This is a genomic window from Pseudomonas sp. IT-P260 (assembly GCF_949768395.1).
In the GTDB taxonomy this organism is placed as follows: Bacteria; Pseudomonadota; Gammaproteobacteria; order Pseudomonadales; family Pseudomonadaceae; genus Aquipseudomonas; species Aquipseudomonas parakoreensis.
Map to the genome: position 1 here is coordinate 111,686 of NZ_CATKPO010000040.1, position 17,544 is coordinate 129,229.

The following is a 17,544-nucleotide window of genomic DNA, read 5'->3' on the forward strand; positions in this document are numbered from 1 at the left end:
TCCTACAGGGTTGTGTTCAGTTTAATGCGCTTCCCCAGCCTTCAGCCCCTCTGGCAATTTTTTGGTCAACAAAATCGCCAACATGCTGACCCCCAGCGCAATCCCGACAAAGTGAAACGCATCGTTGTAGGCCATGATCAGCGCCTGCTGATGCACGATCTCGCTCAACTTGCCCAACGCCGCCGTGTCACTGCCAAAGCGGTCGGTCATCGACGCCAGCCGCTCAGCCACTTGCGGATTGGTCGGCACCACCGCCTCACGCAAATAATCGAAGTAAGTCTTGGTCCGTGCATCCAGCAGCGTGGCGAGCAGGGCAATGCCGATTGCGCCGCCGAGGTTGCGCAGGATGTTGAACAGGCTCGACGCCGATCCCGCGTCCTGCGGCAGGATGTAAGCAGTGGCGATCAGCGAAATGGTCACCATGATCAGCGGCTGGCCCAGCGCCCGGATGATCTGGATCTGATTGAACTGCGGCCCGGCGAAATCCGGGTTGAGCACTCCCGACGAAAAACTCGCCAGCCCAAACAGTCCGAAGCCCAGGGTGCACAGCCACTTCGGTGAAACGAACTTCATCAGCTTCGGCACCAGCGGAATCAGGAACAGCTGCGGCACGCCCATCCACATGATCACTTCGCCGATTTGCAGGGCGTTGTAGTTCTGGATCTGCGCCAGATACAGCGGCAGCAGATAAATCGAGCCATACAAGCCGACACCCATGCCCAGGCTGGAAATGCTCGACAGGCCGAAGTTGCGATTGCGCAGGATGCCGAGGTTGATCAGCGGGTTGGGTTTGGAGACCTGCACGATGACGAAGGTGATCAGGCTGAGGAGGGCGATGCTGCCGAGTGTCACGATCAGGTTCGATTCGAGCCAGTCCTTGCGGTGGCCCTCTTCAAGAAACACCTGCAGGCAACCGAGGCCGACACCGAGGGTGAGAATCCCGGTGTAGTCGGTGCTTTTCAGCAGCTCCCAGTGCGCTTCTTTCTTCTCCAGACCGTACATCAGCCCGGCAATCATGATCAGCCCCGGCGGGATGTTGATGTAGAAGATGTATTCCCAGCCCCAGTTTTCCGTGAGCCAGCCGCCGAGGGTCGGGCCGATGGACGGGGCGAAGGTCGCGGTCATGGCGAACATCGCCATGCCTTTGGCGCGATGATGTTCGGGCAGTTTGATCAGGGTCAGGGTGAACGCCAGCGGGATCAGCGCACCGCCGGTGAAGCCCTGCATGGCGCGAAAGACGATCATGCTTTCAAGACTCCAGGCCATCGAGCACAGCAACGATGACACCAGAAACCCCAGCGACACCCACACCGCCAGCCGTCGTGCCGAGAGCAACTGCACCAGCCACGCGGTCAGCGGAATCATGATGATTTCCGCCACCAGATAGGAGGTGGAAATCCACGAGCCTTCTTCCAGTGTCGCCGACAGCGCGCCCTGAATGTCCTTGAGCGAAGAGTTGGTGATCTGAATGTCGAGCACTGCCATGAAGGCGCCAAGCATCACGCTCATCACCGCGATCCAGTCCCGCCGGGTCGGTTCGCCGACCGGGCGGATCAGTTGATCACCGGCCATCGTCTGGGGCGTCTTTGATGTTCACGGTGGCGGTGACCGACATGCCCGGACGGATCTTGCCATGCAACGGATTGTCAGCCTTGAACGTCAATTTCACCGGAATCCGCTGCACGACTTTGGTGAAGTTGCCGGTGGCGTTATCCGGCGGCAACAGGCTGAACTGCGCACCCGAAGCGGCGAACAGACTGTCGACACGCGCCTCGATCGGCGTGTCGCTGTAGGCGTCGAAAGTCAGTTCGGCTTTTTGGCCGGGGACCATGTGGCCGATCTGGGTTTCCTTGAAGTTGGCCTGCACCCAGATGTCTTCGTCCGGGACGATCGACAGCAGGTACGCGCCGGCCTGCACCACTTGGCCGTTGCGCGCGGCACGCTGGCCGACCATGCCGCTGATCGGCGCGTGGATATCGCTGCGGGTCAGGTTGAGTTCGGCCTGGGCCAGATCGGCGCGGGCGTTGGCGATCTGCGCGTCGAGACGTTTGATCTCGGCGGTCAGTGCGTTGACCTGCTGGCGCTGGCTCTGCGCATCGGCCTGAGCCTTGGCCACTTGCGAGCGGGCAATGTGATTGTCGGCGGAGAGGGTGGTGACCCGTTCCTCGGACACAAAACCAGGCTTGCGCAGGGCTTCAGCGCGAGACAGGTCTATCTGCGAGCGACCCAGCGATGCCTGGGAGGCGGCCACTTGCGCGTCGCTGGCGGCGATCAGGCTCGATTGCTGAGTCAGTTTGCTTTGCGCCTGCAAGCGCTCGGCTTCGCGGGTGGCGAGGGCGGCGCTGGCGCGATCCACGGCCAGGCGGAAATCATTGGGTTCGAGGCGCACCAGCAACTGGCCTTTTTCCACGTGCTGGTTGTCCTGCACCAGCACTTCGTCGATGCGCGCGCTCAACTGGCTGGAAACGCGGGTGATCTCGCCCTGGACATAGGCATTGTCGGTGCTTTCATAAAAGCGTCCCTTGAAAAACCAATGGGCGAAGAAGCCCCCGGCAATCAACAGAACCAGCAGCAGGAAAACGAACAGGCGACGCTTGAGTTGGGCAGGCATGGGCAAACTGTAGTCGAGGAATTGTAAGGAAAGTTATCAGGGGACGAATCTGGCACGAAGCCGATAAACGGTAAATGCCGTCGACCGATATTCGGCCATTCGCCACGCTCTATGGGCGTTCCAGCCGCAAACTTGGCTTAAATGCCCTGCCCGCTGGAGCGGGGCGGGTGTCGCCTGTTACCATTCGCCGCTTGATTGTTTTGCTTTTCATTCTTTTCGAGACATGCCATGACCACCGTCCGCACTCGCATCGCGCCATCGCCTACCGGGGACCCCCACGTAGGTACCGCTTACATCGCATTGTTCAACTACTGCTTTGCCAAGCAGCATGGCGGTGAGTTCATCCTGCGCATCGAAGACACCGACCAGTTGCGCTCGACCCGCGAGTCCGAGCAGCAGATCTTCGACGCCCTGCGCTGGCTGGGCATCGACTGGAGCGAAGGCCCGGACGTCGGCGGCCCGCACGGTCCTTATCGGCAGAGCGAGCGTGGCGATATCTATCAGAAGTATTGCCAGCAACTGGTGGACATGGGCCATGCGTTCCCATGCTTCTGCACCGCTGAAGAACTGGACCAGATGCGCGCCGAACAAATGGCGCGCGGCGAAACCCCGCGTTACGACGGCCGCGCGCTGCTGCTGTCCAAGGAAGAGGTCGCGGCGCGTCTGGCCGCTGGCGAGCCGCACGTGATCCGCATGAAGGTGCCGACCGAAGGCGTCTGCGTGGTGCCGGACATGCTGCGCGGCGATGTCGAGATCCCGTGGGATCGCATGGACATGCAAGTGCTGATGAAGACCGACGGCCTGCCGACGTACTTCCTCGCCAACGTGGTCGACGACCACCTGATGGGCATCACCCACGTGCTGCGCGGCGAAGAATGGCTGCCGTCGGCGCCGAAACTGATCCTGCTGTACGAATACTTCGGCTGGGAACAACCGGAGCTGTGCTACATGCCGCTGCTGCGTAACCCGGACAAGAGCAAGCTGTCCAAACGCAAGAACCCGACCTCGGTGACCTTCTACGAGCGCATGGGCTTCATGCCCGAAGCGATGCTCAACTACCTCGGTCGCATGGGCTGGTCGATGCCCGACGAGCGCGAGAAGTTCTCGCTGCAGGAAATGGTCGACAACTTTGACCTCAAGCGTGTGTCCCTCGGCGGGCCGATCTTCGATATCGAGAAACTGTCGTGGCTCAACGGCCAGTGGCTGCGTGACCTGCCGGTGGAAGAGTTCGCCGCGCGCGTGCAGAAATGGGCGTTCAATTCCGAATACATGATGAAGATCGCGCCGCACGTCCAGGGCCGCGTGGAAACCTTCAGCCAGGTTGCACCGTTGGCCGGGTTCTTCTTTGCCGGTGGTGTCAATCCGGATGCCAAGCTGTTCGAGTCGAAAAAGCTCTCGGGCGATCAGGTGCGTCAGTTGATGCAGTTGATCCTGTGGAAGCTGGAAAGCCTGCGTCAGTGGGAGAAGGACAGCATCACCGCGACGATTCAGGCGGTAGTCGAATCCCTTGAGCTGAAGCTGCGTGACGCGATGCCGCTGATGTTTGCCGCGATCACCGGGCAGGCCAGTTCGGTGTCGGTGCTCGATGCGATGGAAATCCTCGGCCCGGACCTGACCCGTTTCCGTCTGCGCCAGGCGATTGACCTGCTGGGCGGCGTGTCCAAGAAAGAAAACAAAGAGTGGGAAAAGCTGCTGGGCGCTATCGCCTAAGCGCTTGCGGCTTGTGTAGGAGCTGCCGAAGGCTGCGATCTTTTGCTCTTGCTTCTAAAGACCAACGGCAAAAGACCGCAGTCTGCGCCAGCTCCTAAAGGTCGACGGTGTGCGTAAACCTCCCGGATTTTCGGGGGGAGGGCGGTAAGTGATTGTTATGCCGACAAAAAACTTTGAAATTTTTCAAAAATAAGTTTGACAGGCTTTCGATACGCCCTTAAGATTCGCCCCGTCCTCAGTGATGACATCAACGATGAGGGGCTATAGCTCAGCTGGGAGAGCGCTTGCATGGCATGCAAGAGGTCGACGGTTCGATCCCGTCTAGCTCCACCAATTTACACTTCGAAGCCTGGCCACACCGGCTCCGAAGCGATCAACACTCAGCGTTGATCAGTTGTATGGAAGGGTTTGCGTCCCCTTCGTCTAGTGGCCTAGGACACCGCCCTTTCACGGCGGTAACAGGGGTTCGAGTCCCCTAGGGGACGCCAGTTTTACAGAAGCGATGTTGCAAGATGTCGCTCCGCCGCGAGGCGAAAAATCTGGGGCTATAGCTCAGCTGGGAGAGCGCCTGCATGGCATGCAGGAGGTCAGCGGTTCGATCCCGCTTAGCTCCACCAATTTTACAGTTCAAGGTCTGGCCACACCGGCCTTGAATCAGATCAGATCTCAGCACTGATCAGCTGTATAGAAGGGTTTGTGTCCCCTTCGTCTAGTGGCCTAGGACACCGCCCTTTCACGGCGGTAACAGGGGTTCGAGTCCCCTAGGGGACGCCACGATTACCCGCTCTGCGGGATTTATAAGGGTCATTCAATTATTGAATGGCCCTTTTGTTTGTCTGGCGTTTGGCCAACTCTCCATTTTCCTTACACTGTGCTTCAGACCAGCGGTCATATCCTCGACTTGCAGAATATTATTATGCGAATAATATTCTAGTCGTAATATTCGGAGGCAACGATGAACGATAAAAAAGCTCAAACCCGCGAACGCATCCTCAAGGCTGCCAGTGCTGCGCTGATGCAGCGGGGTCCGGCGGATCCAAGCGTAGGCGAAGTGATGGGTGCCGCCGGCCTGACTGTTGGTGGTTTCTACGCGCACTTCGAAAGCAAGGACGCCATGATGCTCGAAGCGTTCAAGCAACTGCTCAGCCGTCGACGCGACCTGATTGCCGACATGGACGCCGAGCTGACCGGCGAAGAGCGTCGCGCCCTGGTCGCTGCGTTCTATCTGTCACGCAAGCACCGTGATTCCAGCGATTCGGCGTGTCCGATTCCGGCGTCCATTGGCGAATTGGGGCGTCTGCCGGAGTCCTTCCGCATCGCACTGAACGAACACCTGGAACTGATGATTGCGCAGTTGGCGTCCAGCCCCGAGGACACCGACAAGGCATTGGCCGATGTGGCCTTGATGGTGGGTGGTCTGGCGCTGGCGCGCGCGTTGGGCCCGGGCGATTTATCCGATCGATTGCTGCGCGCTGCCAAGTCGGCGGTGCGTTGACCTGAAGGCAATACGCCTGAGGAGAGAGCGATGAACACGTTGAAGTGGGTTCGTGGCGTTAATGGCACCTTGGGCTGGATTGCACCAAAGCGGGTAGCGAGCAAAATGCGCGCAGCGTTCATGACGCCGCGCACGTTGCCGCTGCGCGATTGGGAGCTGCCGCTGCTGGCGAGCTCCGAACGCATCACTTTGCGCTTTGGCCTGTCGGCGCTTCGCTGGGGCCAAGGCCCGGCGGTGCTGCTGATGCACGGCTGGGAAGGGCGACCCACGCAATTTGCGGCGTTGATCACAGCGCTGGTCGAGGCCGGTTACACCGTCGTTGCCCTTGATGGTCCGGCTCATGGTCGTTCGCCGGGGCGTGAAGCCAACGTCGTACTGTTCGCCCGCGCCATGCTCGAAGCAGCCGCCGAACTGCCACCGCTGCAAGCCGTCATCGGCCACTCCATGGGCGGCGCCAGTGCCATGCTCGCGGTGCAACTGGGGCTGCGTACCGAAACCCTGGTCAGCATCGCGGCGCCCGCACGGATCCTTGGAGTGTTGCGTGGTTTCGCCCGCTACGTCGGCATGCCGCCGCGGGCACGATCCGCCTTCATCCGTCAGGTCGAGCAGGACGTCGGCATGCGCGCCGCCACCCTCGATGTCGCGCACTATCAATTGGATATGCCGGGCCTGATCGTGCATGCCGAGGACGACAATTTCGTCTCGGTCAAAGAATCGCAATTGATCCACGAATCATGGTTCGACAGTCGCCTGCTGCGCCTGGAAAGCGGCGGTCACCAGCGCGTGCTGGCCGACCCTCGGGTGGTTGATGGCGTGTTATCACTGTTGGCGGGGCGCAGCCTTCAAGCGCGGCAATCGGCCTGACATCCGTTACACTGCCCCGGTTGAATCATCTGACCGGGAGTGGGGCATGGGCTGGGATCGGGCAACGCCGTTCACCATTGATCTTCAAGTAGGCGCCGAGGACATCGACGGGTTGGGCCACGCCAACAACGCGGTGTACGTGACCTGGCTCGAACGCTGCGCCTGGCGCCACTCGCAGCGTCTGGGGCTGGATCTGGTCGAGTACCGGCGCCTGGATCGGGCGATGGCCGTGGTGCGGCACGAAATCGATTACCTGGCGGCGGCCTACGAAGGCGACGAACTGCAACTGGCCACCTGGATCGTCGATTGGGATCAGCGTCTGAAAATGACCCGGCACTTCCAGCTGATCCGCCCCAGCGACAACGTCACCCTGTTGCGCGCCCAGACCACCTTCGTCTGCATTGAACTGTCCACCGGCAAACCCAAGCGCATGCCGGCGGAGTTCATCGAGGGTTACGGCCCGGCGATCCTGTCCCCAGCCTGACCCGATCCCTGTAGGAGCTGCCGAAGGCTGCGATCTTTTGATTGTGATCCTTAAAAATCAAAGTCAAAAGATCGCAGCCTGCGGCAGCTCCTACAGGTGGTCGTGGGTTTAACCGGCTTAATCCAGTAAACTGCCGCACGTTTTTTCTTCCTGAGTAGTGTTTTTCCCATGCAAATTGCCCTGGCGCCCATGGAGGGGTTGGTCGACGACATCCTGCGCGACGTGCTGACCCGCGTTGGCGGCATCGACTGGTGCGTGACCGAATTCATTCGGGTCAACGATCAGTTGCTCACCCCGGCCTATTTCCACAAGTTCGGCCCGGAGCTGCTCAACGGCGCCCGCACCCGTTCCGGCGTGCCGCTGCGCGTGCAATTGTTGGGTTCCGATCCGGTGTGTCTGGCGGAAAACGCGGCGCTGGCCTGCGAACTCGGCTCGGAAGTCATCGACCTGAACTTCGGCTGTCCGGCCAAGACCGTCAACAAGTCCCGGGGCGGGGCGGTGCTGCTCAAGGAGCCGGAACTGCTCAACAGCATCGTCGAGCACGTGCGTCGCGCCGTGCCGGCGCACATCCCGGTCACCGCGAAGATGCGCCTGGGTTTCGACAGCCCGGATGGCTCACTGGTCTGCGCCACGGCGCTGGCCGAGGGCGGCGCCGAGCACATCGTGGTTCACGCCCGCACCAAGGTCGATGGCTACAAGCCGCCGGCGCATTGGGAGTGGATTCCGCGGGTGCAGGACGTGGTCAAGGTGCCGGTGTTCGCCAATGGCGATATCTGGAGCGTCGAAGACTGGCGCCGCTGTCGCGAGATCAGCGGCGTCGAAGACATCATGCTCGGACGCGGTCTGGTATCGCGCCCGGATCTGGCAAAGCAGATCGCCGCCGCGCGCGCTGGTGAAGACGTGGTCGAGATGAGCTGGGTTGAGTTGCTGCCGCTGATTCAGGACTTCTGGCTGCAAGCCAAGGCGCAGATGACTGCACGTCAATCGCCGGGTCGATTGAAGCAGTGGCTGGCGATGCTGACGCGCAATTATCCCGAAGCTACCGAGCTGTTTACTGTGCTGCGTCGCGAGACGGAACCGGACCAGGTCTCGCGTTTACTGGGTTTGCCGGTCGCCGAAGCGGCCTGAAAAAAATCTTCAAATAATCTCTTGAAATCATTTTGGCGGTCCCTATCTAAGGGTTACGCGATGCCGAATTCGGGTCGCGGAGACACAAAAACTTGCTGATTGTTTTCAGGAGATTTGAACCATGAGTACTGCATTTTCCCTGGCACCACTGTTCCGTTCTTCGGTGGGTTTCGACCGTTTCAACGACCTGTTCGAAACCGCGCTACGCAACGAGCCAGGCAGCACCTACCCACCCTATAACGTGGAAAAACACGGTGACGATCAATACCGCATCGTCGTGGCGGCCGCCGGTTTCCAGGAAGAAGACCTGGAACTGCAAGTCGAGAAGGGTGTGCTGACCATCAGTGGCGGCAAGCGTGATGCCAACGAAGGCGTGACCTTCCTGCATCAAGGCATTGCCCAGCGGGCTTTCAAGCTGTCCTTCCGCCTGGCCGATCACATCGAGATCAAAGCCGCCGATCTGAGCAACGGTCTGTTGAGCATCGACCTGTTGCGGGTGATCCCGGAAGAAGCGAAAGCCAAGCGCATCCCGATCAACGGAGCGCAAAAGCCGGTTCTGCAGCACTGATTCACGTGCAGACACAAAATGCCTGAACAGGCGCTGAGCCGCTGAATGAAGGCCCCGATCCGTCGGGGCCTTTTTTGTGGGCGCAAGAAAAGCGCTGTTCGACTTTGCCCCTGACAGCGGTTTCTCTACAATCCGCCGCAGTTTTGCCGGCCCCACTCCTTGGCGGTCGGCCTGGAGTCTTTTTTCATGGACGAGATTCAACAGCGCTGGCTGTGCGCCCTTTCTGCACCAATGGCTGCGCTCAATACCGGCGCCGGGTACGACGACCCCGCGTTCTGCGACGACCACTACATCGATCTGAAAGACAGCTGGGGGATCGATGATCGGCGGCAATTGTTCGACATGCTCGAATGGATGACCGATGACGGCCATGCCAAGCACCTCAGCGGTGCCTATCTGGCTTGGCAGCGTTGTCTGCCGAGTCAATGGCAGGCGTTGCTCGAAGAATTGAGCCCCCGCGAGCGTGTCCTGCATGAATTCGCCAGCCGTACGTTCGGCAGTTGCGGTCCTGGGGGGATTTTGTCCTGGGATTATGGGCGGATGGGGTTTCTACTGCGGTGTGCGGTACGCAATCAGTGGATCGATTTGGTCGAGAGCAACTGGCTGCACAGTCGCTTGGCCATCAGGGCGCAATTTCACTACGGCAGCTGGATGGATTATTTCAATGGTTTTGTGGTGGGGCGGACTTTTTGGTGCTGCCTGAGCGCCAGCGATGACGAGCTGGCTTGCGAGCTGGACCGACAGGGCAACAGCGCCCATAACCTGCGGATTACTCGTGGCCTTGCGCAGAATATTCCGCACTTTCTGGCTGATTTGCCTTGGCACATGGAAATTGAGCTGTCGCCACGGCCGGCATCGCTCAAGGAGTTCGACTGGTCATGAGTTGCTGGATCCGACTGGGCATCGAGCCTACTACTGACGAAACCCTGATTCGCAATGCCTACCGCGCACGCCTGCCGGCGCATCATCCAGAGACCGATCCGGAGGGCTTTCAGGCGTTGCGCATGGCTTACGAAAACGCGATGCGTCTGGCGCGTGAGGAAGAGGAGGACGAGTCCGAAGAACAGTCCGAAGAGACAGAGCAGGAGATCGTCGCGATCCCTCAGGTGTTTGTGAATTTCTGCGAGCTGCTTGATGATCCCGCGCGGCGGTTCAATTTCGCGGCATGGCAGGCATTTGTTCAGGCACTGGATGAATTGTCACTGGATGAACTGGATGAGCTCAGTTGGGGGCTCTACCACCGGATGGCGGGTGCCGGTCCGTTGTCCTACCGTTGCGCGAACCTGTTGGCCAGGCGAATGGCCTGGGATCGACAGTTGCTCGATCTGGAGTTCGACGATGCACACCGGGTGGAAGCCTTTCTGCAGCGAATCGAAACGCCCGACCCATTCGACACGGATCTGATGAGCGCCTGGTCAGAGGCTGCGCAGACTGAATCGCTGTGGTACGCCCGTAGTCTCGACTTCATCTTCTCTCAGCGCCCCCTCCATGAGTTCGCCGACTTCGCCAGTCAGCACACGTGCTTGCCGTTGCCGGATGATGCTGTGTTCATCAAGCGCTTGCTGGTGCAATTCACTCAAGCGGGAATCGCTGCGTCGACATTTTTGCAGTGCTGTGTCGAGCAGCAACTTGCAGCTCCGGATGATGTGGACTGGCTGTACTTGCTTGCGTGTCAGAACAGCTTGTTGGGCCGGGACGATCATGCATTGCCTTGCTGGATCCGGCTGTGGAGCGAACATCGTCATCCGATGGCTGAAAGCCGTCTGCTGGAACTGTGTGCCAAGCGACAGCCGACCTTTCTACCGCTGCTGATTCAGGCATTCGATCGTCTGCAGGACTGCGCTGACTGGTCCGAGGATCTCGGGGATGAGTGCCAGGTCTATGGCAGTCCGTCACAGCGCCCGGAGACGCTGAATCGTTGGCTGGATGTCGGGCAGTTGCAGCTTGATAGTCTGGCGCAGAGCTTTGTCGACTGGCGCATGACGGGCGATGAACTCCCATTGCTAGCACAGTTGTTGGGCGAAAATGCCGACAGCCGATTGTTGCAACTGTACCGACACGCGTGGGCGTTGCATCGGGGGGATTCAGCGTTGCTGCAGCAGATTCTGGATGCGCCGCTGCCGGTCGATGCGCTCGAAAGCCTGGTGATGGTCGGTTTCAAACATCAGGCCGGGCAGCATCTGCGCTGGTTGAGCAGTGCCCCGATTGCGCAGGCGATGGACGCTTTCTGCGAGGCGGACGCGATTTCGCGGAACTTGCCCGAGGTGCTGACAAAAGGCGAAACGCACAAGGTCTGTCGTTTGTGGCTGCGACGCTTGCGGCCCTACAGCGCCGCCGCGCTGGAGCGAATGGCCGAAGCGTTCAGCCTGAGCGCCGTCAAAGACGACTGCGACTTGTCCGAACTCGATCTGCTGCTGCAGTTAAGCCTTCGCGGTATTGAATTGCCGCCGGTTGGCTTGGGGCAGGCCACATGGGAATGGAATGCCCAGACCCTGTTTTTACTGGCGTTGCTGGAGCAGCCCGGGCGTTGGCTGCAGTTGATTGATGCACAGTGCCTGGAGCGCCTGGCATTCAATCCTGCTCATCCTTTGGCTCGGTTGCAGCCACTGTTGCAGCGCTTGCGGCGTGAGCAAGGCAGTTGCGACGGTTTACTGGGATGGCTGCAAGGCGATGATCCGGTTCATGGTGTGTTGGTGCAGCAATTGTTCAGCGTGCAACAGGCTCTCGACAGCGCCAGATTGCCTGCCAATACCTTGCTTTACACCTGCGTCGAAAGCGACCGGGAAGCCTGCGGTGACGATCTGCTGGGTTTGTTGATGTTCTGGGGCGTGCTCTATCACGACCCGAGCCTGGGCGCCGAACAGCATCGTGCCTTGTTGCAGTCGATCGCGGCGGTCAGTTGTGAGGACGACTGGTTCGAAGGTTTTCGCGACGGCTTGATCAAGGGCCAGCCGGTGTGGCCGCCGCGCAAGGTGTTGACGGATTTTGGTGTCGACAAACTGCTGGCCTATGAGGCACTGGACGCACTCAAGTCCCTGATTCGTTATGGCGCTGCCGGTGTGCCGAAAACGCGCGTACTGCGCCAATTGCAGCAGGGCAAGGATGACGTGCAGAACAGTATCGGGTTACGACTGGCATTGTGTGCCTTGCTGTCCTGGTCCGAGCGTTTATTGCTGGCCAACAGCAATATTCAGCCGGTACCGGCGAGCGCGATCTGGCGCCTGGGGTCGCGGTTGGGGCGCAAGGCTTTTATTGCTCAGGTCCTGGCGTGTGTGGTGATTGCGCCGGTGGCGGGTCTGATCAGTGGTACCACGGTCTCTGGCATTCTGATCCTGTTACTCGGTGTCCTGCTGTTGCTCGTCGCCATTCTCCGCCGGTTGCACGATATGGGCCGGGGCATTCCCACCTTATTGATATTCATGGCGCTGTCACCGGTCCTGCCATTTTTGCCGTTGGTGCTGTTCGGTTTTCCGGGAGATAAATTACCCAACCGCTACGGCGTGCCGCCGGACAGCGGTGGTAGCGATATGCTGTCCGGCGGCCTGCAGGCCGCATTACGCCGGCTCAACGGCTAAAGGCGCAGTTGATCCAGCGCCTTGTTGAGCTCCGAGCGGTGGCTGGCAATCTCTGACGGTTGCTGGCCGCCGAGTACCGTAGTGAACCTGTGAAGCCATTCGGCAATGCTTTCGCGTTGTGTGCCGAGGCTCTGCATCCACGCGCGCTCCAGGCGGGCCAGCAATGTTCGGTTGGGTAATGCATCACGTGGATGGACCTTCAGTGTGGACAGCCGGTTGTGGCTTTCCCTTCGCGCCTGTTCATCCAGCCCCGTGGGGCTGCGGTCAATGCTGTGGCTGTGGCGATCACCGGTCTCGAGCAGCGTGACGTCGACTTCGAGCAACCCATTGATGTCGTAACTGAAGCGCACATCCAGTTCCTGAATGTGCTCGCAGGGCGTCAAGTCGACATCGAAAGCCTCAATCAGGATGTTGTCACGTACCCACGGCCGTTCGCCCTGATAGACCGCAATGCGGATCTGTGCCTGACGGGGATGGGTGGTGTGATAGCGCTCCACCCGTGACGTCGGGATGATGGTGTTACGTTCGATGATCGGCGAAAAGGCACCGTCGATACCGTTGCCGCGCATGGTCGCAATCCCCAGCGTGTAAGGGCAGACATCGGTCAGGATCAACTCTTCCACCGCACCATCTCGCGCCTTGCACGCAGCTTGCGTGGCCGCGCCGAGTGCAACGATGGTGTCCGGGTCGAGATGCCGATACGGCAAGCGTCCGAACAGCGTGGCGACCATCTGTTGCACCGCTGGCATCCGCGTGGCGCCACCGACCAGCACCAGGCTGTCGAGATCCCTAGGCTTCAGGCGTGCATCGCGCAGAGCCTGTTCGATCGGTGCGCGCAATCGTGCGAGCAATGGCTCCCAGATCTTCACGGCGGCGGCTTCGTCCAGCGTCCATTCAAATGACCGGTCGGCATGGTGCCAGCGCAATGATTGGGTGCCTTCGCCGAGTTTGCACTTGAGCTGTTCCAACGCGTCGCCAAGGCTGGCCATGTCTTGAGCATCGATCATTGACGGGGCCAGTTGCCAGTTTTTCAGGCAGGCTTGCAACAGCGCAGCGGTGAAGTCTTCGCCACCGAGGAAGTTGTCGCCGGTGGAGGCATGCACTTCGATCAGCGGCAGTGCGTATTCCAGCACCGTGACGTCGAAGGTGCCGCCACCCAGATCGAAGATCAATGTGCGCTCGAACTTTTGCTCGTGCAGCCCGTAGGCCATCGCGGCAGCGGTCGGTTCATTGATCATGCGCGTGACGGTGAGGCCGGCCAGTTCGGCGGCGAACAGGGTGCGCTTGCGTTGCTCGTCACTGAAATACGCCGGCACCGAAATTACAGCTTCCGATACCGGGTAGCCGAGAAATGCTTCGGCGTCCTGTTTGAGCGAGCCGAGCACCAGCGCCGACAATTCTTCCGGGCTGAAGTGGCGATTCCCGAGTTCGATCCGCTTGTCGCTGCCCATGAAGCGCTTGAAGGCAGCGGCTGTGCGATCGGGATGCGTGGTCAGGCGAGCGCGAGCGGCTTTGCCGACCAGAATCGTGTCATCTTCATCGAGACTGACCACTGACGGGGTGAGTACCTCGCCGAGGGCGTTGGGGATCAATCGGGCCTGACCGTCCTGCCAGACGGCGATCAGGCTGTTGGTGGTGCCAAGGTCAATGCCCAGCAGGGCTGGGCGGGGAAGGGTTGCATCCTGCATGATCGATCTCGAAACAGCGCAAAAAACGCGACCCTACAGGTTGTCGCAAATCCTGACAATTATTGATCTGTTGCAAGCTGCCCGCCTCACGACAGCATCTTTTTCAACTCTTCCAACGCCACCGGCCGACTGTGCAGATAGCCCTGATACAAATGGCAGCCGAGCCCTTGCAGGAACGCCAGTTGCTCCGACGTCTCCACGCCTTCGGCAATCACCTCCAGTTCCAGGCTGCGGGCCATGGCGACGATAGCGCGGATGATCTCGGCGTCGTTGGGGTCGGTGGTTGCGTCACGGATGAACGACTGGTCGATTTTCAGAGTATCGACCGGCAGGCGTTTGAGGTAAGTCAGCGATGAATAGCCGGTGCCGAAATCGTCCATGGCGAAGCTCACACCGAGCTTTTTCAGGCGACGCATTTTGCTGATGGTGTCTTCCAGGTTCTGGATGACGATGCCTTCGGTGATCTCCAGTTTCAGCAGCGAGCAGGGCAGGCCGTGGCTGCTCATGCTGTGTTCGATGCGCTCGACGAAGTCGTTCTGGCGGAACTGCCGTGGGCTGATGTTCACGCACAGGCTGAAGTTGAGCGGGTCGACCAGTTTCAGCGCGATCAGTTGTTTGAACGCTTCGCAGGCCTCGTCGAGGATCCAGGTGCCGACTTCCAGAATCAGGCCGCTGTCTTCCAGCACCTTGATGAATTCGGTGGGCGATTGTGCGCCCAGTTCCGGATGGTTCCAGCGCACCAGCGCCTCGGCGCCGATGATGCGGTTGTCCTGAGCGTCGACCTGCGGCTGGTAATGCACGTTGAACTCGCCACGGGACAGCGCCAGACGCAAGTCAGTCTCCATGCGCAGCCGTTCGCTGGCCGCTTTCTGCATGGTGTTGTGGTACATCTGCGTGGTGTTGCGCCCGGAGTCCTTGGCCCGGTACAGGGCAATGTCGGCGCGCTTGAGCAGGTCGGTCGGGGTCGAGCCGTGGTCGGGAATCAGCGCCACGCCGATACTCGGTGTCACTTGCAGGCGCTGGCCGTCGAGGAACATCGGCTCCGACAGCAGCTCGCGAATGGTGTCGGCCAGCTCGCGCACTTGCGCGCTGACCTCATTGCGTGTGCCTTCGAGGCCGCTGAGCAGTACCACGAACTCATCGCCGCCGAGACGCGCCACCGTGTCCTCCATGCGCACGCTGGCTTCGAGCCGTGCGGTGATGATTTTCAGCACCGTATCGCCGACCGGATGGCCCAGCGAGTCGTTGATGTGCTTGAAGTGGTCAAGGTCGAGGAACAGCAGCGCACCGCGCAGGTTGTGGCGCTTGAGCAGGGCGATCTGCTGGCTCAGGCGATCCATCAGCAAGGCGCGGTTGGGCAGGTTGGTCAGCGGGTCGTGATAGGCCAGGTGGCGGATCTGCGCCTCGGCATTTTTCAGCAGGCTGACGTCGCGCGCGGTCAGCAGCAGGCACGCGGTTTCGTTGAGGGTGATCGGTTCGATCGACACCTCCACCGTCAGCAACTCGCCGCGCTTGTTGCGTCCGAGCATTTCCTGATGGTGCACGCGGCCCTTGATCTGCAGTTCGGCGAGCAGCGCCGAGCGTTGTTTCTCTTCGGCCCAGATGCCGATCTGGTACACGGTCTTGCCCACCACCTCGTCAGCGCGATAGCCGGTCAGGCGGCAAAAACCGTCGTTGACCTCCAGATAGCGCCCGGTGTCGCGCTCGGTGATGGTGATCGCGTCGGGGCTGGAGTGGAACGCCTTGGCGAATTTCTCTTCGCTGGCCTTGAGTGCGGCCTCGGAGCGTTGCTGTTGAGTGATGTCGCGCAGGGTGGTGACGATGCACGGCTGATTGCCGACGCTGATCTGCCGACTGGAAATCACGCACGTCAGCGACTGGCCGTCCTTGTGCTGGACGATGATCGCGACATTGCTCAGGCCCTGTTCGCGGATCACCCGCTCGATACGTTGCAGGCTCTTTGCCGAGGCGTCCCACAGGCCGATGTCCTCGGCGGTGCGCCCAATCACGTCGGCGGCGCTCCAGCCGAAGGTCTGGGTGAAGCTGTTGTTGATTTCGATGAACTCGCCGCTGTCCTGACGGGTGACGCAGATCGGGTCCGGACTGACCTGAAACAGCGTGGCGAATTTCTCTTCCGAGGCGACCAGACGTTGCTCGCGCTCGACCTGATCGGTGATGTCCAGCAAGGTCCCGGCCATGCGCAGCGGCGCGCCGTTTTCGTCGCGGTAGAGGCGGGCGCGGCTTTCCAGATAACGTGAGCTGCCGTCAGGCAGTTGCACGCGATAAGTCAGCTGATAGTTGCCGGCCGGGCCCTCGCGCAGGCTGCGGTAGGCGTCGCGCATGCTGTCGCGCTCTTCGCCGGGCACGCCTTCGAAAAACTCTTCGAATGACTCGTGAAACGGGATCGGTTCCAGCCCGTGCAACTGCGCGGCCCGCGCCGAGCCGTAGAGCATGCCGCTGGGAATGTGCCAGTCCCAGGTGCCGAGCTGCGCCGAATCCAGCGCCAGATCAAGGCGTTCCTGGCTGTCTTTCAAGGCGTGTTCGGCGGCTTTGCGCTCGGTGGTGTCGAGGAACGTGCTGAGCAGATACGGCTGGCCTTCGAGCTCGACTTTCTGCGCGCTGAGAATGCCGTCATGAATCTGCCCGTTGCTGGCGCGAAACTGCACTTCCATGCTGACCAGTTCGCCTTTGGCCTTGGTCTTTTTCACCAGTTCGGCACGTTGTTCGGGGTGTACCCACAGGCCCAGCTCCAGAGTGGTGCGGCCAATGGCGCTCTGCACCGGCCAACCGAACAGGCTTTCGAAATACTGGTTGGCCTCGCTGATCAGGCCGTCTTCCTGGCGCGTCAGCAGCACCATGTTCGGGCACAGATGAAAGAGTGTGGCGAAACGTTTCTCCGAGCTGCTCAGGGCCTGTTCGCGTTGACGCTGGTGGGTGATTTCGCGAATCACCCCGATCATTCGGGGACGGCCGTTTTTGTCCGGCAGCAGGCTGCCGCTGATTTCCAGCCAGTGCAGGCTGCCGTCGGGCCAGCGGATGCGGTGGTGCATCGCCTGTTCCAGCGGGGCGCCGGCAATCACCGCGTGGAAGGCGCGCACGGTTTTCGCCCGGTCTTCGGGCGGCAGCAGGTCGAGGTATTCCAGGTCCTGGGGCAGCGGTTGCCGTGGATCGAAACCGAACAGCGCCTGAGTGCCCCGTGACCAACTGATCTGACCACGCTCGATGTCCCAATACCAGGCACCGAGCCGGGCGCCGTTGAGTGCGGCGAGCAGTTGCGGCGCGCTCTCCCAGCTCTGCTCGGAACGTCGCGGATCAATGGCCTGAATACGCGGCATCGGCGGAATTCGGTCAACAGATTTCGGCATTGTTAACGGGCCTTGAGCTGATGGTGGCGTTAGGCACAGGGACAGCGGCTCTATAG

General features: G+C 60.5%; 12 protein-coding genes and 4 tRNA genes. 12 read left to right on the forward strand and 4 right to left on the reverse strand.

From position 1 onward, the window contains the following. Positions 1 to 21: 21 nt before the first annotated feature. Both ACM6HV_RS19460 and ACM6HV_RS19465 read right to left on the reverse strand, forming a co-directional pair. Complete coding sequence (locus tag ACM6HV_RS19460) at positions 22 to 1,512, reverse strand: MDR family MFS transporter (protein WP_414905212.1); 1,491 nt, start codon at positions 1,510 to 1,512, stop codon at positions 22 to 24. Positions 1,513 to 1,561: 49 nt separating this feature from the next. Continuing rightward, positions 1,562 to 2,611, reverse strand: coding sequence for an HlyD family secretion protein (locus tag ACM6HV_RS19465; protein WP_414905051.1), 1,050 nt, complete (start codon positions 2,609 to 2,611; stop codon positions 1,562 to 1,564). A 228-nt stretch (positions 2,612 to 2,839) separates the two neighbouring features. Between ACM6HV_RS19465 and gltX the strand changes: the two genes are divergently transcribed. The 12 genes from gltX to ACM6HV_RS19525 all read left to right on the forward strand — a co-directional run bounded on the left by gltX (position 2,840) and on the right by ACM6HV_RS19525 (position 12,435). Further along, positions 2,840 to 4,321, forward strand: coding sequence for a glutamate--tRNA ligase (gltX, locus tag ACM6HV_RS19470; protein ID WP_047293199.1), 1,482 nt, complete (start codon positions 2,840 to 2,842; stop codon positions 4,319 to 4,321). Positions 4,322 to 4,578: 257 nt separating this feature from the next. Further along, a tRNA-Ala gene (locus ACM6HV_RS19475) sits at positions 4,579 to 4,654 on the forward strand. Between the two features lie 79 nt (positions 4,655 to 4,733). Next, positions 4,734 to 4,809: transfer RNA gene (locus ACM6HV_RS19480), tRNA-Glu, on the forward strand. Positions 4,810 to 4,862: 53 nt separating this feature from the next. Beyond that, positions 4,863 to 4,938 (forward strand) — tRNA-Ala (locus tag ACM6HV_RS19485). Positions 4,939 to 5,019: 81 nt separating this feature from the next. Further along, positions 5,020 to 5,095 (forward strand) — tRNA-Glu (locus ACM6HV_RS19490). Between the two features lie 181 nt (positions 5,096 to 5,276). After that, the gene (locus ACM6HV_RS19495) at positions 5,277 to 5,816 is read left to right on the forward strand and encodes a TetR/AcrR family transcriptional regulator (RefSeq protein ID WP_414905052.1); all 540 of its coding nucleotides are present in this window, start codon (positions 5,277 to 5,279) and stop codon (positions 5,814 to 5,816) included. Positions 5,817 to 5,846: 30 nt separating this feature from the next. Further along, positions 5,847 to 6,680, forward strand: coding sequence for an alpha/beta fold hydrolase (locus ACM6HV_RS19500; RefSeq protein ID WP_414905053.1), 834 nt, complete (start codon positions 5,847 to 5,849; stop codon positions 6,678 to 6,680). Between the two features lie 46 nt (positions 6,681 to 6,726). Then, positions 6,727 to 7,164 (forward strand): acyl-CoA thioesterase, encoded by a 438-nt coding sequence (locus ACM6HV_RS19505; RefSeq protein ID WP_414905054.1) that lies wholly within the window; start codon positions 6,727 to 6,729, stop codon positions 7,162 to 7,164. A 168-nt stretch (positions 7,165 to 7,332) separates the two neighbouring features. Then, the gene (locus tag ACM6HV_RS19510) at positions 7,333 to 8,292 is read left to right on the forward strand and encodes a tRNA dihydrouridine synthase (RefSeq protein ID WP_414905055.1); all 960 of its coding nucleotides are present in this window, start codon (positions 7,333 to 7,335) and stop codon (positions 8,290 to 8,292) included. Between the two features lie 121 nt (positions 8,293 to 8,413). Continuing rightward, on the forward strand, positions 8,414 to 8,860 hold the full coding sequence (locus ACM6HV_RS19515; protein ID WP_108183245.1) for an Hsp20 family protein: 447 nt from the start codon (positions 8,414 to 8,416) through the stop codon (positions 8,858 to 8,860). 186 nt (positions 8,861 to 9,046) lie between these two features. Continuing rightward, the gene (locus ACM6HV_RS19520) at positions 9,047 to 9,742 is read left to right on the forward strand and encodes a DUF1266 domain-containing protein (RefSeq protein WP_414905056.1); all 696 of its coding nucleotides are present in this window, start codon (positions 9,047 to 9,049) and stop codon (positions 9,740 to 9,742) included. Beyond that, on the forward strand, positions 9,739 to 12,435 hold the full coding sequence (locus ACM6HV_RS19525; RefSeq protein ID WP_414905057.1) for a DUF805 domain-containing protein: 2,697 nt from the start codon (positions 9,739 to 9,741) through the stop codon (positions 12,433 to 12,435). Before ACM6HV_RS19520 ends, ACM6HV_RS19525 begins: the two co-directional genes overlap by 4 nt. On the opposite strand, the gene ACM6HV_RS19530 is transcribed toward ACM6HV_RS19525, so the two are convergent. Together ACM6HV_RS19530 and ACM6HV_RS19535 are read right to left on the reverse strand one after the other, a co-directional pair. Next, a complete protein-coding gene (locus ACM6HV_RS19530; protein WP_414905058.1) occupies positions 12,432 to 14,123 on the reverse strand; it encodes an Hsp70 family protein in 1,692 nt (563 codons plus the stop codon). The genes ACM6HV_RS19525 and ACM6HV_RS19530 overlap by 4 nt on opposite strands. A gap of 86 nt (positions 14,124 to 14,209) precedes the next feature. Next, positions 14,210 to 17,488, reverse strand: a complete 3,279-nt coding sequence (locus ACM6HV_RS19535; protein ID WP_414905059.1) for an EAL and GGDEF domain-containing protein — start codon at positions 17,486 to 17,488, stop codon at positions 14,210 to 14,212. Between the last annotated feature and the right edge of the window lie 56 nt (positions 17,489 to 17,544).

What these genes read in the sequence shown, in the direction of transcription:
- ACM6HV_RS19465 (WP_414905051.1), bottom strand. Translation starts at nt 2,611, where the DNA reads ATGCCTGCCCAACTCAAGCGTCGCCTGTTCGTTTTCCTGCTGCTGGTT.
- gltX (WP_047293199.1), top strand. Translation starts at nt 2,840, where the DNA reads ATGACCACCGTCCGCACTCGCATCGCGCCATCGCCTACCGGGGACCCC.
- ACM6HV_RS19495 (WP_414905052.1), top strand. Translation starts at nt 5,277, where the DNA reads ATGAACGATAAAAAAGCTCAAACCCGCGAACGCATCCTCAAGGCTGCC.
- ACM6HV_RS19500 (WP_414905053.1), top strand. Translation starts at nt 5,847, where the DNA reads ATGAACACGTTGAAGTGGGTTCGTGGCGTTAATGGCACCTTGGGCTGG.
- ACM6HV_RS19505 (WP_414905054.1), top strand. Translation starts at nt 6,727, where the DNA reads ATGGGCTGGGATCGGGCAACGCCGTTCACCATTGATCTTCAAGTAGGC.
- ACM6HV_RS19510 (WP_414905055.1), top strand. Translation starts at nt 7,333, where the DNA reads ATGCAAATTGCCCTGGCGCCCATGGAGGGGTTGGTCGACGACATCCTG.
- ACM6HV_RS19515 (WP_108183245.1), top strand. Translation starts at nt 8,414, where the DNA reads ATGAGTACTGCATTTTCCCTGGCACCACTGTTCCGTTCTTCGGTGGGT.
- ACM6HV_RS19520 (WP_414905056.1), top strand. Translation starts at nt 9,047, where the DNA reads ATGGACGAGATTCAACAGCGCTGGCTGTGCGCCCTTTCTGCACCAATG.
- ACM6HV_RS19525 (WP_414905057.1), top strand. Translation starts at nt 9,739, where the DNA reads ATGAGTTGCTGGATCCGACTGGGCATCGAGCCTACTACTGACGAAACC.
- ACM6HV_RS19530 (WP_414905058.1), bottom strand. Translation starts at nt 14,123, where the DNA reads ATGCAGGATGCAACCCTTCCCCGCCCAGCCCTGCTGGGCATTGACCTT.
- ACM6HV_RS19535 (WP_414905059.1), bottom strand. Translation starts at nt 17,488, where the DNA reads ATGCCGAAATCTGTTGACCGAATTCCGCCGATGCCGCGTATTCAGGCC.